Raw genomic sequence first — 13646 nt, forward strand, 5'->3', positions numbered from 1 at the left:
AGAATAATGATGATCCGGAAATACGCCATTAGCGTGGGATTACTACCCACGTAACGCCTATCTTGCGATATGGCGTTTCGCGCTGCCTGGGGAAAGCTACCGGGTAGGGACCGTAGTTTTTCTTCTCCCACGGCGCGTTTTCCCCAATCTCGAAGTGCTAACTCTATGGATTCAGGAATCCCTATAATGCTGACTGAAATCAGAAGCTCGCACATCGCAGAAACGCCGGCCAGAGGCCAGCGTTGAGCCCCCATCCAACGTCAATGGGTATCGACTTGGGTGGGTCCGAAATCGAGAGACAATATGGCAATTGGCTTCACGTTGGAACGTGGTTCGATCTCGGAAGGCGAGGGACCGTATGTCTCGGGTCGGGCGGATCCTGTCAGGCAACGACTGAATCCTCTCCCCTCGCCACCGACACCTTGGAATCCGTGACTCATCAATTTATTGGCTAGTTGGCACTGGCCCAAACAGTTAATGACTATCACCAAAAACAATTGGACGCCTCCGATCCACCTCTCCCCCACCTACCCGGAGGCACACTGCATCCCCCCATCCCGTTTTCATGGCGATATCGGAAGAATCGGAACCGGCCCGGCCAGCGCTAAGAGGGGCCGTGACCGTTCTCTGGGTATGCACGAAGAGGAACGGGATCGACGCGTCATGAGATACGAGCTCGGGAAGCGACTCCTGGTGCCCCGTGACGGTGACGTTGAGCCGATGATCGAGGCGCTTGTCACGATGTTTGAGGGAGATCTCGTTGCAGTACGCGATCGTGGTCGCGAGGCGCTGGTCTACCGATCAAACGAATTCTTCGCGATAGGGGCGACACTCGACGCCTGGAAGATCAACACCGACGGCACTCAGGCCTACGGCGGACGGCTCGAGAACGATGTCGATCTCGAGGACTGGCTTGAGGAGCATCGCGATGAACTGGACTGGGTACATCACGAATATAGAGAATAGCTATTCGAGCATCGCTTCTTTCGCCTTCTGGATCCGCTTGTACTCGGCGACGTCGGGGTCGTCACTGTCTGGATGGACGTTCGCCGACTTCCGGCGGACGACCGCTGTGACGACGTCGTCCGACGCGCCGGGCGCGACCTCGAGGATCTCGTGAGGCTCCTTGTCGAGTTCGTCTTCGCTCGAGGCCGGCGGCGTGGCGATCGCTTCTTCGTCCGCGGGCGGGAGCCGCGCAGTCTCGACTGTATCGGCGGCGGTCTGGACGCCGCAGCGCTCGGCAAGGCGCTGGCGACGGGCCCAGAGTGCGATCGCACGGGCGTTCTCGCGCTGGGTTTCCCAGCAGTCACAGGAGACGGCGAACTCGTGATCGGCGGCCTCACCCTCACGTCGGAAGTAGGCCGCGACGCCGACGTCGTCGGGCTTGTCGTGCTGATGGGGGATGTTCGGCCGGTCGGCGTAGTGCTGCGAGGCCGTCTCGATACGGACGCTTCCCTCGGTGGCTTCCCACGCTTCGAGCTCGTCGACGACGCTCTGGAACGACTCTTTGCGCGTGGGTGAGAGGTCGCCCGGGTAGGATTCTCGGTCGATTGGGTCGGTGCGGCCGTGGCCTCGAGGCCAATCGATGGTCCGTTCGTGGGTGGACTGGGTACTACTCACCGTCTACCTCCTCAACTTCTGCGAGGATCGCGATTTCACGAAGCGTGTCTTCGAGATCGTGGGCCACATCGTCCAGGCCGGCAACCTGTCGCTGGAGTTCGTCGTCTGGGACCTCGAGATCGCCGTGATCCAGATCGATCCGTGCATCGTTGATGGAGTCCACTGCGGAACGGAGGTGATCTGCCGGACTACTCATCGGGACCACCGTCCTCGCACTGGATGATCTGCTCGACATAGCACTCTCCGTCGTACACCAGTCGGTAGAGGCCACGAGCTTGTTTCTCCACCCACCCCGCGTTTTCGAGAGCGTTCAGCGCATCGTTCACCCGCTGCCGTTCGAGCCCAGTGATGTCACGAATCCGGCGCGGATTGACCTGAAACTCGTCGCGGAAGACGTCGAGCACCTGCCGTTGTTGCTTCGACGGATCGAACTTCTTGTTCGCCACGTTGAATCGTCTGTATCCTTGCATAGCTATCCCTACAAAAGTACCTATCAGTGTCTATGCTATTGTATTTTTGGGTGTCCTATCTATAGTACGTTACAACGTAACGCTTAATAGGTTGGCAAATAGAGTAGTAACTGTGACGCAGGGTGGCCGGGAAAACCGATCTCGGCCGGGTGTTAGAGCACCCGACCTGTGTCCTCGCAAGAAGGACAATGAGTATTCAAACGCGGACCCACGAAACGGTTTCGGACGAACCGACCGACAACCACACCTCCATCGATCTGAACGAGATCGTCGCTCAGACGGTTCCCATCGGTGACGAATTCCCGGACTTCGAGGAGTTCAACGCTGTCTGCAAAGCTACGAAGGACACGCTCGAGCGTGTGATCGCCGCGGAGGTCGATCGTACATGACGATCATCACTGCGAGCGATGTCGCCGGTGACCGCGACTCGACGCGTGACGATCAGCACCAGGCCGAGGCCCTCGAGAGTGAACGGGCACAGGCGACGGTCACCCCCAGGCCACCGATCCGGACCGATGGCGGCGACGGTGGCGACGATGATCTCCCGCAGCTGCACGTCGCGGACACGGTCGAGGATCGCGACGACCCGGACGCGAACATGCTCGTCCACGCACTGCCGTCCGAGCCTGCGTGTGAGCATGAGATCGACGAGAAGGGGACCACGGTCGCGAATATAAATCGGGACTACCCAGCGACCGACGACGTCGTCGTAATTAAGTACCCACAACGGACTGACTCCATCCTCGAGCCGCTGCAGACGTACGCCTACCCGCGCTCGCGGATACGACTCGTCGACTCGTTCCACGATGGCGACGGCGACGAGGAGGTGAGCGAGTGATGCAGGCTCGGAAGCGACTCAACGAACTCGCCCACAAGCGTGCGAACGCGTTCGATACGACGATCTGCCACAACAACGTCTACGAGGCAGTCCAGGGCCACCATGATCACGGGGTCGACCTCGAGCGGTACGTCTCGGTCGCGGAGGACGTCTATGATCTCTCGGCTGACGAGGATCTTGAGGACCGCCGACTGGATATCTTCGGCGCTGCGGAGGAGATCAACGACCACATCGACGACGTCGTCGACGAGGCCATCGTCGCCGCACTCGCAGATCTGCTCGAGGTCGTCGACGACTGGGATGTCATCTGGAGCGATGACGAGATCTCGGACGCGAAGGCGGAGGCTCGAGACTGGCTGCAGGGACATCGCGAAGCCGCGAAGCGCGCCGGCGTCTGGGACGAGGTGAGCAACTGATGGCGGCCGCCGAGTTCCTCCAGGCCGACGTTGACGGCCTCGACCGCCGGGCACTGAGCCAGTACTTGACCGTCCTCGAGGACCAGGGCCGTGTTCGTGACTGCCCAGGCCAGTACCTCGTCGTCTCCGAATCCGGTTCGGAGTACCTTGTCGACGCGCGACTGGAGGCATGCGAGTGTCCCGACCATGAGTTCCGCGATCGCGAGTGCAAGCACATCAAGCGCGTTGCATACGCGACGGGGGAGCGCCCCGTTCCCCCGATCGTCGACCGAGATGACGTCGCCGGCGAGCTCGGAGAGCATGTTTCCGGTGAACCACGGTGGTCGCGATGAGCGTCCAGACCGCCGACCTTGAGGGCGCTGCGGAGGCCGTCCCGTCGCACCCGACTGTCCACGACGTCCGACTCGTTGATCGTCGCGATTACGGCGGCCGCCGTAAGCTCGAGATCGTCTTGGGTCCACGGGTCGACCGTATCCCGCCAGGCGTCCTCCGGACTCTCGCCGAACATGACTGCGGTGTCGGCCTGACGCAGCCGCAAGGGATGTTTCTCGTTGCGGAGGTGCGGTAGATGTCGCTCATTCGCGGCGCCGTCGCGGCGATCATCGAGTGGCTCCCACTCGTGCGGCTCGCCGACGTCACCGGCGACGGTGACCTCGAGGTCGTCGTCGGTCCGAAGCCCAGCAGCAAGATCGCGACGGTCCTCCGTCACGCCGGCGATCGTTCGATCCAGATCGGCCGCCTCGTCATCACGCTGGGGGCCGAGTGATGGGACAGCACGCGCTGGATCCCGACACGGAGTTCCAGGTCGTCCGCAGCGAGACTCCGGTCAACGTCGACGGCTTCAAGATCGGCGAGCCGACCGGCGAGATCGAGTGTTGCAGCTGCGGGCGGTCGGCGCTGAACATCGACGAGATTCCCCACCGCCAGGACTGCGACCAGCGCTGGGCCCGTACTGATTTCTGGCGTGAGCGGTTCCTGAGCGAGTAGCGATTTTCCGCTATTCAGATTGATCTCTTCTCGAAACTCGCCCCGAAAACTTCTGGGCAGGTCAAGAATTGTTCAGTGAAGAGCGAGCTATTTCATACGTATTATTGTCATGTCCCAGTCAGGAGTGGATTCGTCATGATGAATTAGTTCATAGCCTCCATCAGCAACTTCTACACCGTTTTGATGTGCTCTTTGTATGAGTTCATCGAGTGCTTCTTGCAACTCCTCTTTCGAAGTGGGCGAGTTCATTGACATGACCAAGTTTAGATAGTGTTGTTACAGAGAAAGCGGTATGGCATGGTGCACAATGCTGGTGGAATAACAGTCAACCATCTACAACTCTAGTTGACTTCCGTCAAATTTTTGCCCTTTCTTCACAATCTGTTTATCTCGATCATAGTTAATCAATCCCTCAGCTTCTAATTCTGAAAGGGATAGATGTGACAGTTGAAGGCGAAGTTTTGCCACATCTTCGTTAGCGGATGGTGGATCATTCCGTGATCGGGCTCTGGGTTGTTTGGTATTGCGCATTTACTGTATGAGGAGTTACTGGCTCTTATTCCTCTCCATTTTCACTGTAACTATGTGTTTTGATTAACCGAGAGACAATCTGTGTCCCACGGTCAGTCCATATGTATCGATAACGGAATTCCGGAAACGGGGCCGTCGTCTTTATCTTTTGACCGGTCAAATTCGATGAATATGATACTGAATGACCGGGTGCTCGACGACGAGGAAGTTCCCGAACGCGAGCTCGTCGTTCACCGACGCGACGAACTCGAGGAAGTCCTCGAAGAGTACCAGCTGTCTGCCGAGCAGAAGTCCGCCCGCAACCTGTTCATTACTGGGCCAACGGGAACAGGAAAGACGATGCTCGCGCGTCTCTCACTTCGACTTATTCAGGACCGGACGGGTGCCCGGACTGGGTACGTGGACTGCTGGCAGAACTACAAGCGTGCGGACATTCTCTATGCGATCGGCGACTCCTTGCTCGAGACGCCCGTTCACCCGGATACGACCTCCCTGGACACGGTGATTTCGAAGCTCCAGGAGGAGCCAGGTCAGTACCGCCATCTCGTCCTCGACGAGGCCGACCAGATCGACGATCCCGATCTTCTTCGCGACCTCCACAGTTGCCCCCACCTCCAGCTCATACTGATCGCGCACACCGAAGAGGACATGTGGGCGACCGTTCCGGGCCACATCCAAAGCCGTGTCAGTGCCGGTCCACTGCTCACCCAGGACAGCTACGATGCGTCCCAACTCGCGGACGTCCTAGAGCAGCGTGCCGATCATGGACTCCACCCGTCGACAATTACTCGGAAACAACTCGAGCGGATCGCCGCTGCTGCAGACGGGGATGCCCGCATCGCGATCACCACGCTTCGGGTAGCCGTCCAAAGTGGAAATCGCGATGAGAACGCGAGGTCCGTCCAGAATGAGCATATCGAAGCGGCGATTCCCCAGGCCAACGAGGAGATCCATAACCGCAGCCTCGACCGTCTAAACGACGACCAGCAGACCCTCTATGAGATTATCTGTGACCAGGCCCCCATCGCTCCGGGAGAACTGTACGATGCGTACCGAGATCGCGTCGACGATGCGCGTGTTGAGCGTACCCTCCGAGGGTACATGACCAAGCTCGAACACTACCGCGTCGTCACCAGCATCGGGAGTGGGAAGGCAAAGCGGTTCCATCCCGGAAACGCGGATCTCGGCGATTAAGATCCTGTGCCGGCTGAATTGGCCAGATAACCGTACAACGCGGAAACCCGGAATGACGGTGGATTCTCTTTTGGTATCTCTGTGTGACTGTTCAGATACAATGGCAGCGACAACTGACACCCGAACGATCGACGTCGATCTCCGAACCGATATCGAGGCCGACCTTCCTGGAGACGTCCCTCGAGCAGCTACAATCGAGATCGGCTACGGATCGCGTGGGAAGACGGTGACCGTTGATCACGGCCAGGAAGAGTGGATATTCGAGTTCGAGGACGGCCAGTGCATAGATCGCGATCCGGCGACGCGTCCGATCCCGCCGTGGATCAGCGAGGCCATGGACCTGGTCAAAAGCGAGATTCGGTGAGAACGGATGTCAGTCTTCAACCGTGTCGAGTTCCCCCGCCTCAAGCTCCTCGTCAAGGAAAGCCTCACCTTTGTCGGTAATCCGATAAAGGCCGTGCGCGACCCGCTCGACGAGGCCGTAATTGGCCATCTTAGAGAGCCGGTTGCTAGCGTAGTTCGCGACCGTCACGTCGAGTTCCTCGAGTGCCCCAGGGGTCATATTTCCCTCATCTCGCATCACTTCAAGGATATGCTCGTCTTTGGGGCGCATCCACTCTGCACGTTGTCTCGCCACGCCGGAGGGTGGTACTGTGGAACTCATAGTATTATCGATGAACCAGTATTTGCGAAGGACAGTTGTAAATTTACTCCTAACCCTACTGCTTCTGCTGTGAGTCTCACAGCAAAGCATTAGTAACCTCGGGTTAAAACGTTTAGTTGACCCACCCCTTCCGGGCCGCAAAGGTCCGGCGTGCTGGCACACGCCGGGGTCGGGTCGACCTCTGCTGGAGGTTTCCGACCATGAAGAACGAGAGCACCGGGGTAAATAGATATTACCCCACTGAACGCGGAACAGCCGGCCGTCCCCACGGCCGAGATGACACTACGGACACAAGCAGTTCATCGAAAACGCCGCCGCGCAGTAACGCGGCAGCACGGACGGGAGGATATTCAGGAGCCTCGCCCCGTCCAGTTGAACCGTCCGCGCGCGACGCTGATAACACCAGCGACCCCAATTCGAACTACCTCGAGGCCGTCCTCGAGCGGGCCCCACAGCGCAACGGCAGCTTCTTCCACGGGGGCTCAACATGACTTGTCCCTACTGCGAGACCGCGAACCATCCGGTCGCAGAGTGTCCCGAACGACACGAGGAACGGGACGGCCTCCCCTCGGAGCAGAACCCGGACCATTGGATCCTCGAGGATGGGCTCTGGCACGCCTCGATGGCGCTCGAAGACGGCATCCACACCTGCATATGCGGGACCTCGCTCAGAACGCCCGTCGAGCGGGTAGCTGACGATCTCCGCTACATCCCTGCAGAGTACGATGCTCCCGTCTGCCGAGACTGCGTGGCGACGATCGAGGGCCAGCGCGCCGAAACAGTCCCCGCTGACGCTACGTTCGAGCGTGCGAGCGAACTCCGAGCCGATGGCGGTGCGTTGACCGAAGGCGAGCTCATCGATCGCGCTGTTCGCGAAGCCGCCGATCTCGTCGGTGCCGGTGACTCGAACGATGTGGCCGTCGGCTACGTCGTCGACGAACACGAACTCGAGCACCGTCGCGACGATGTTCGCAAGCGCCTCGAGGAGCGACTCGAGCTGGAGGTCGTCACCGACGGCGGCATCGATGTCGATTTCGACGCGATCCGCGAGGAGGTGTCGTTCTTCCTCCGGCGCGCCAACTCGGGGGGTGCAAAGGCGGCGCTGCATCTTCCGGCAGAGGGCGCCACCCGCGAGGATCCCGCCGTCCGATGCAAGTACAACAACCGCGAGGGAGTCGCGTTCCGGCCGCAGGAACTCGATGCGACGCCAGACTGGCAGCTCATCAAACGCGGCTGCTCGGAATGCTTCGGGACTGCATCCAGACCGACCAACGAACAGTGCGGACGGAAGCCATCGGACGTCCTCGAGGAGGCGGGCTTCGACGTCGTCACCGACGGTGGTCGCGATCTCCAGGGACGCCAGGCGTTCCTCGCCGGCGACGCCCATTGGTGTGATATCTGCTCGAACCCGTTCGACAGCCTCGCCGAGTTGATCCACCACGACTGCAACGACGGCTCTGAACAGACCGCAGTTGCCGACGGAGGCCACGAACCCGGTTCGATTGAGACCCGCCTCTCCGAGATCGACAAGCAGGCCGGGGTCATCCTTGAGGACCTCGATGACGAGGAACTCGAGTCGACCACTCGGCGGCTTGTCGAGGACTACCTCGGGATGATCAAATTCCACACCGAAACCATCGAGTTCCTCCTCGAGCACGGCGCACCGCCGTACGACAATGACGATGACGACGGTGGCACGCCGATTGCGGTCACGGACGGCGGGCAGTCGGAGCACCGGGCGCGCTGCGAGGACTGCGCCTGGTCGTACAGCGACTCGGACCTCGTCGACGTCTCCGACGAGATGGATCGTCACGTGCGCAAGGAGATGCACGACGTCGACCTCGAGCGGGCGGTCGCCACCGACGGCGGCCAGGAGGCCGCGGCCTACATGAATGAAGAGGTCGAGCTGCGGATCCGCGGTGACCGCGTCCACGTCCAGACGTTGCTCGCGATCCTCAGCGTGACCTCGAGCCAGATGTCGGGCGGCAAACTCAACCAAGCAGGAGAGCTCGCGAAGTCCGTCCCGGATCAAGTGCTGACTCTCGAGGATGCCCGCGACGCGGCCCACTCGATGATCGCCAGCGGAGGCGAAGGGTGGGCCGAAGACGATCCCGCGGAGGTACTCGACGTCGAGTATCGATCAGTCGTCGACGATCGTGGAGTCTCAGACAGTGAGAACTCCACCGGAACCCGAGGGGATAACCGATGACCGCCGACGCCGATGGCCTGCGACGCCTCGCCGACGTCGTCGATGCGCTCGGCGAAACGAGGATTGGTGTCGACAGTGCGCAGCTGCTCGAGGCCGACGATACACAGATTCGCGGTCAGGTGTCGGTGACCGTTCCCGTCGACGGCGACCTCGCGATCGCCGGCGTCGCCGACTCTCAAGAGAGCGACCCGCAGACGACCGACAATCCAGAGTCCGACTCCGAGAGCGACGAGGTCGACGAGGATGCCGCTGATCCAGATGGTGAACTGCTTGACCATACGTCGACCGAGGACCTCCAACTCGCGTACGACGAGGCGGACAGCAACATCAGCGCCGCGGCTGACCGGTTCGAGGTCGGCTACGCCGCTGTCTACCGACGGATGGTCCAACACGGTGTCCACAAAACGGATAGCGAAGACGACAGCGAGGAGGACGGCCCCTCCACCGAGGGCGACACACCCACCAGCGATGTCGACTCTGAGTCAGAGGCAGAGGACGACGTCGCTCTCGAGGAGGAGGCCGCGGACGACGACGCTGGCGACGCCGGCGCCGACGTCCAGGAGGAACCTGCCGATCCCGAACCGATCACCGTCGACGCCGTCGACGATCCGGATGACCCAGACGAGACCGAGCTCGAACTCCCCGATGGGGTGACCACGGCCAACGTCGAAGCGGCGGTCGGCGAACTCGAGACGCTCGGTGATGTCAGTGAAGAGATCGGGGTCACTCGCGGCCGGGCCCGAACGATCACGGTTGCGCTCGGTTGCTACGGTGATGTCCAAGACCTCCCGGCAGGTGGTCGGTGATGTCTGGACACCGCGCTCGTCCCCAGCTGACGCCACTGCAGACGACTGCCCTACTCGGCTTCGTCGCAGCTCTCCTCTGGATCACGCTTGCCGTTTACGAGGTGATCGCATGAGCTCGACCGAGATCTCGGAGGAGGTCGCTGCTCGACAACGCCGGCGCGCACGTGAGATGGCGATCGGCGAGATCTCGCGACACATCCGCGAGGAGAGTTGGCCGATCCGAGTCGGCGTCGACGCCGATCTCCGCGACGTCTGGCGTCGGGCTGAACCGGTCTACGACCCCAGTGCTGCCAACGGCTGCGTCACTCGGCTAGATCTCGAGACCGAGACCCTGCTGTTGGCCCGGCAGGGTGGGCTGGTGACGTGCAAGCCGCTGGAGGACCGCTCGCAAACTGACCGTCGATATATCCGCAACCAGGTGACCACTGATGAGTAAAGCGAATTTTGTAGACAGCGACAACGAACTGGAGCCCGAGACGGGGGTCGACGCCCTCGAGGAGAACCGCGAACTCTTCGAGCGCATCGCCGACGCCGGTCTCTCGGTGTCCGAGCACTTCCAACGGGCGCTCGAACGCGCCGAGGAGGCCGACGATGAGTAGTTCAGTCGGGGAGGAGCAGTTGCTTCAGGGCGGGGTTCTTCTCGATCGCCTGCCGAGCCTCGAGGACGTCCTCGGGATCGACGTCGACGTCCTCGTCGGTAGCACTTTCGGCGATGCTTTCAGCCATATCGTTATCGACATCGTCGACCTTCTCAGTCGCCTCGAGGGACAGCGCGTTGTGACACCACATGCAGAAGTCCTTTTCACGGGGCGTCTCCCGGTGACAGCGCGGGCACTCGATCGGGCCCGTGTCGGCGGGTTCGTCGGTTTCGACGTCGAGTCCGTGCATGCGTGCGTACGCGTTCTCGTTCGATTCGTCACCGAACCGAGCCATATACCGAGCGGTGTGTTCGGATCCACGCTTTCGACCCTGCCGGTCTTCGATCCGAGCGGTCGAGAACCCCTGGGTGACGAGCCAGCGGGTGTTCGACTTTCGGAAGTTCGTCGGCGTGACCGTCTTCGAGATCTCGACGCGGCCTGCAGCGTTCTTGAAGTAGTTCAGGTAGGTGTTGTAGCTGGGCCGATCGGGCGAGGAAAGCTTACTCCAGAGGTACGCCTGGTCGTCTTCGCTGGCGGGATGATCGTCGAGCCAGCGCTGGAGGTAGGGGACAGAGGAGATCAGATGGACGGTCCGCTCGCCCTCCTTGCCGTCGACGTGGAGGCCGATCGAGTGATCACTGTCGAAGACGTCACCGACGTGGAGGTCATAGAGCTCGCCGCCGCGGAGGCCAGCTTCGAACTGGACGGCGAACAGCGCCTTATCGCGAGGGTTCCGAGCAGCGCCGACCATGTCTTGGAGATCGTCGTAGGTGAGGAGATCGCGTTCACTGGGGACGGGATCGAAGTCGTTGGACGTCCCGGTCGGGATCCAGGTAAGCGTCCCGGGCGGCTCGTCCTTCTTGAGCCGGTAGCGCCCGAACGAGCGCAGCGCCGTCCGGTAGTCCTGGTTGGTGTGCTCGTTCGTATACTCGGAGTTGATCCAGCGGACGATCGCCTCGGCTACGGCCCGGTACTCGAGAGCGAGTCCGAGGAGACCCTGCTGCTCGAGCAGTTCCTTGACGTCGTCTTCGTCGACGACATCGGCGCCCTCGTCGTTGTCCTCGAAGTCCTCGACCGAGGGCGGGGTGACGAGGGCTGCCATCCGGCTGCAGTGTCGGAGCAGCTTGAGGTGACGGTGCTCACCGATCTCCGAGGGGACGAGTCGGATGTTGTCGGAGAACTTCAGGAGATGCCGGCGATCGGCGTCGAACTGGACGTACCGAGCGTCCTCCCCGTTCGACCGGAGGCGTTCGCGAAGAGTGTCGACCTCTTCGCGTGGGTCTGCATCGGTCATGATTTCGTGACTGTAACCGTGAAGGAACCAATGGATTGTAAGGGTTCGGCTAGAAGCCGGCCCTTGGCTCTCACACATTACCTTAAAGTCTATAGTAACAACTGAAACGATTTACACACCGATCGTACAGCAATCGTTCGATTGGGAGTGCAATGACTTTCAGTGGCTACTATAGGACGACTCCGTCCAGACAACTATTCCCGTTCCAAGGCGCTATGTAAGGTTATCGAGAAAATTTGGCACGAGGCGATCATCTACTCCGAATCGTCGTTGACTCGTCGTTCACTTCGAGAATCTCCGCCGCTACGTCCTTTACATACTGCTGGTGGGAAGCCGACATCTCTACGCTTTGGGCCGTAGCGAGTTGATCGTTAACGACTGTGTTCTGTTGTGGTCCCCATGTCTCGAGGGGTCGGACTTGATGTATTCCACCCAGCGCTTGATGCCCTCGAGGCGCTGCTCGCGGTTGCGTTTGCGCTTTGCGTCGAGGTATTCACGTGTTTGGGTTGCTTAAATTCGGTCTTGAACAGAGACGTGAGCGGCATTGCCGGTCCCCAGAACTCTTCTTCGTCCAGTGTCGCGGCGAGGTCGTCAGCGGTCTCTTTGTCGATCCGTTCGAGGGGGACATCGACGTTCGTTGGCAGGCGGACGCATAAATCGTCGGGAGCCGCGGTATCCAGGACGGTTCGCTTGGTCTGCCTGTTTGTAGTCATAGCGCGGCTTTCCCCGGTCTTCCCTCCGAACGCGACGAAATCGTGCGCACCGTGAACCGTCGCTCGGACTCTTCGTCATCGATGTTCAACTTCGACTCTGAGTCCGTAGCTAATCTCTTGCTGAAAGGATTTTCTGTGCAGGGAGACGGGTTTCCTTCTGGCCGGAACTCACCGCTCATCTCGGTTTTCGAGGTCGTCGATCGCTCGGTAGAACTGCTCGCTGTGAGCTGGATGCTCCAACATCGCCTGTTCTTCCAGCACGCCGATGTACTTCTCAAACTCGTCTTGATCAGAATCGGCCGCGAGTATGCACTCGACGTATCTGTCAAGGGCAGACTGCAAGGTCTTGGAGTAGTGGTCGTACGCGGCGTCGATCCGGACCTCGTTATCGTTGATCCCCTCGAACAGCGCGCGATAGACGGCCGCGGCTTCTAGGTAGTGGTCGCGCTCGTGGTACTGTTCAGCCAACTCGAAGAAGTGTGAAAAGTCGATGGAATCAGTGACGGCTGGGTAGTCCTGTGTGTGCTGGTCAAATAATTGTTCGATTTGGGCGCGGTACTCTTCGACAGATTTGCTGCCGTTGCCAAAGCGGGCGAGGAACTGATCACGGAGATCCGGATGTTCCGCGAGTACGTCGTGCACGAATTCATGAAGGTCGTCGGACGATGCATCTTGAAGTAGTGTCCTTACACGTTTGCTCTCATCTTGGGGCGGGTCGGCGGCGACATCCAACAACACTGCGACAGCGTGCTTACATTCGCCAGCGTCGTCGTAGGGACACGTACATCGGGCGTCGATGGTGTTTTCTCCCTGTTCGACGGTCACGTCATATTGGGATGATCCTCGTACGACGGCGGTGACGATGTCGTCGAACCGTTCGACACGTTGAATACGTTCCTCGTTGCGGTACTTCTGTCCCCGTTCAAATACTACATCCGTACATAGACTTCGGATGGTCCTTTCGTCGATGTTCATCCGTTAATGAGTACTATGGACTTGCTATCGTTTTGTTCCCTCGTCGTCTTGCTAGTCACCATCACAGCCAACCGCTGTCTCCGAACTAGTAGTGTTACCTTCACGGATTGGCCCGTATTTGGGCTTGACAGACGGGTATTGCCGGGAACTAACCGCATCTCAAATCTTGCGATAGAAAACGCTGCCTTGACTCGGACCCTTGGCTTTTCTTTCCGCAACTCCCAGAGCGCAGTGGCTGCTGCTTTCGATCACTTGAATGCAATGTCCCAGATTCATCGTTCGTCCTCATAG

Annotated in this window: 21 protein-coding genes and 1 pseudogene; 14 read left to right on the forward strand and 8 right to left on the reverse strand. The window is 60.0% G+C overall.

All coding sequences use genetic code 11. The features are described from left to right. The first annotated feature begins 633 nt into the window (after window positions 1–633). Entirely contained in the window at window positions 634–966 is a 333-nt protein-coding gene (locus tag CP556_RS08750) for a hypothetical protein (protein WP_098725261.1), read from the forward strand. Here the strand turns inward: CP556_RS08750 and CP556_RS26615 are convergent, their stop codons facing one another. The 3 genes from CP556_RS26615 to CP556_RS08760 are packed head-to-tail and all read right to left on the reverse strand — an operon-like array spanning window position 967 to window position 2090. After that, complete coding sequence (locus CP556_RS26615) at window positions 967–1620, reverse strand: J domain-containing protein (RefSeq protein ID WP_098725262.1); 654 nt, start codon at window positions 1618–1620, stop codon at window positions 967–969. Then, window positions 1613–1816 (reverse strand): hypothetical protein, encoded by a 204-nt coding sequence (locus CP556_RS25260; protein WP_141551654.1) that lies wholly within the window; start codon window positions 1814–1816, stop codon window positions 1613–1615. Before CP556_RS25260 ends, CP556_RS26615 begins: the two co-directional genes overlap by 8 nt. Next, a complete protein-coding gene (locus CP556_RS08760; protein ID WP_141551655.1) occupies window positions 1809–2090 on the reverse strand; it encodes a MarR family transcriptional regulator in 282 nt (93 codons plus the stop codon). Before CP556_RS08760 ends, CP556_RS25260 begins: the two co-directional genes overlap by 8 nt. A gap of 188 nt (window positions 2091–2278) precedes the next feature. Here CP556_RS08760 and CP556_RS08765 point away from each other — a divergent pair, with 188 nt between their 5' ends. Genes CP556_RS08765 through CP556_RS08795 form a run of 7 tightly spaced genes read left to right on the forward strand, consistent with a single transcriptional unit; the run spans window position 2279 to window position 4331 of the window. Then, entirely contained in the window at window positions 2279–2479 is a 201-nt protein-coding gene (locus tag CP556_RS08765) for a hypothetical protein (RefSeq protein ID WP_098725263.1), read from the forward strand. Beyond that, complete coding sequence (locus CP556_RS08770; RefSeq protein ID WP_098725264.1) at window positions 2476–2928, forward strand: hypothetical protein; 453 nt, start codon at window positions 2476–2478, stop codon at window positions 2926–2928. Before CP556_RS08765 ends, CP556_RS08770 begins: the two co-directional genes overlap by 4 nt. Then, a complete protein-coding gene (locus tag CP556_RS08775; protein ID WP_098725265.1) occupies window positions 2928–3344 on the forward strand; it encodes a hypothetical protein in 417 nt (138 codons plus the stop codon). Before CP556_RS08770 ends, CP556_RS08775 begins: the two co-directional genes overlap by 1 nt. After that, entirely contained in the window at window positions 3344–3676 is a 333-nt protein-coding gene (locus CP556_RS08780; protein ID WP_098725266.1) for a hypothetical protein, read from the forward strand. Before CP556_RS08775 ends, CP556_RS08780 begins: the two co-directional genes overlap by 1 nt. Further along, entirely contained in the window at window positions 3673–3912 is a 240-nt protein-coding gene (locus CP556_RS08785) for a hypothetical protein (protein WP_176548153.1), read from the forward strand. The genes CP556_RS08780 and CP556_RS08785 overlap by 4 nt, the downstream gene beginning before the upstream one ends. Next, window positions 3913–4110: a hypothetical protein gene (locus CP556_RS08790; protein WP_098725268.1), complete on the forward strand. Its 198-nt coding sequence runs from the start codon at window positions 3913–3915 to the stop codon at window positions 4108–4110. It abuts the gene before it with no gap. Then, window positions 4110–4331: a hypothetical protein gene (locus CP556_RS08795; RefSeq protein WP_098725269.1), complete on the forward strand. Its 222-nt coding sequence runs from the start codon at window positions 4110–4112 to the stop codon at window positions 4329–4331. Before CP556_RS08790 ends, CP556_RS08795 begins: the two co-directional genes overlap by 1 nt. 87 nt (window positions 4332–4418) lie before the next feature. On the opposite strand, the gene CP556_RS25900 is transcribed toward CP556_RS08795, so the two are convergent. After that, on the reverse strand, window positions 4419–4586 hold the full coding sequence (locus CP556_RS25900) for a hypothetical protein (RefSeq protein ID WP_176548154.1): 168 nt from the start codon (window positions 4584–4586) through the stop codon (window positions 4419–4421). A gap of 447 nt (window positions 4587–5033) precedes the next feature. On the opposite strand from CP556_RS25900, the gene CP556_RS08800 reads away from it, so the two are divergent. Further along, window positions 5034–6056: a Cdc6/Cdc18 family protein gene (locus CP556_RS08800; protein WP_176548155.1), complete on the forward strand. Its 1023-nt coding sequence runs from the start codon at window positions 5034–5036 to the stop codon at window positions 6054–6056. A 100-nt stretch (window positions 6057–6156) separates the two neighbouring features. Then, window positions 6157–6420 carry a hypothetical protein gene (locus CP556_RS08805; RefSeq protein ID WP_098725271.1) on the forward strand — a complete coding sequence of 88 codons (264 nt, stop codon included), beginning with the start codon at window positions 6157–6159 and terminating at the stop codon, window positions 6418–6420. A gap of 9 nt (window positions 6421–6429) precedes the next feature. Here CP556_RS08805 and CP556_RS08810 read toward each other — a convergent pair whose 3' ends face one another. Continuing rightward, entirely contained in the window at window positions 6430–6669 is a 240-nt protein-coding gene (locus CP556_RS08810; protein ID WP_098727337.1) for a PhiH1 repressor, read from the reverse strand. 538 nt (window positions 6670–7207) lie between these two features. On the opposite strand from CP556_RS08810, the gene CP556_RS08815 reads away from it, so the two are divergent. From CP556_RS08815 to CP556_RS25905, 4 genes are all read left to right on the forward strand, one after another. After that, window positions 7208–8929, forward strand: a complete 1722-nt coding sequence (locus CP556_RS08815; RefSeq protein WP_098725272.1) for a hypothetical protein — start codon at window positions 7208–7210, stop codon at window positions 8927–8929. Further along, window positions 8926–9735, forward strand: coding sequence for a hypothetical protein (locus CP556_RS08820; RefSeq protein ID WP_098725273.1), 810 nt, complete (start codon window positions 8926–8928; stop codon window positions 9733–9735). Before CP556_RS08815 ends, CP556_RS08820 begins: the two co-directional genes overlap by 4 nt. A 109-nt stretch (window positions 9736–9844) precedes the next feature. After that, window positions 9845–10171 carry a hypothetical protein gene (locus tag CP556_RS08825; protein ID WP_098725274.1) on the forward strand — a complete coding sequence of 109 codons (327 nt, stop codon included), beginning with the start codon at window positions 9845–9847 and terminating at the stop codon, window positions 10169–10171. Next, window positions 10164–10334 (forward strand): hypothetical protein, encoded by a 171-nt coding sequence (locus CP556_RS25905; RefSeq protein WP_176548156.1) that lies wholly within the window; start codon window positions 10164–10166, stop codon window positions 10332–10334. The genes CP556_RS08825 and CP556_RS25905 overlap by 8 nt, the downstream gene beginning before the upstream one ends. 1 nt (window position 10335) lies before the next feature. Here CP556_RS25905 and CP556_RS08830 read toward each other — a convergent pair whose 3' ends face one another. The 3 genes and pseudogenes from CP556_RS08830 to CP556_RS08840 all read right to left on the reverse strand — a co-directional run bounded on the left by CP556_RS08830 (window position 10336) and on the right by CP556_RS08840 (window position 13355). Then, entirely contained in the window at window positions 10336–11667 is a 1332-nt protein-coding gene (locus tag CP556_RS08830; RefSeq protein WP_098725275.1) for a tyrosine-type recombinase/integrase, read from the reverse strand. Window positions 11668–11917: 250 nt separating this feature from the next. Next, window positions 11918–12174, reverse strand: a pseudogene (locus tag CP556_RS27225) (DUF8150 family protein); the annotation flags it as partial. Window positions 12175–12548: 374 nt separating this feature from the next. After that, the gene (locus tag CP556_RS08840) at window positions 12549–13355 is read right to left on the reverse strand and encodes an SWIM zinc finger family protein (RefSeq protein WP_098725276.1); all 807 of its coding nucleotides are present in this window, start codon (window positions 13353–13355) and stop codon (window positions 12549–12551) included. Window positions 13356–13646: the final 291 nt, after the last annotated feature.

Origin of the sequence: Natrinema sp. CBA1119, from assembly GCF_002572525.1 — an archaeon.
GTDB lineage: Archaea > Halobacteriota > Halobacteria > Halobacteriales > Natrialbaceae > Natrinema.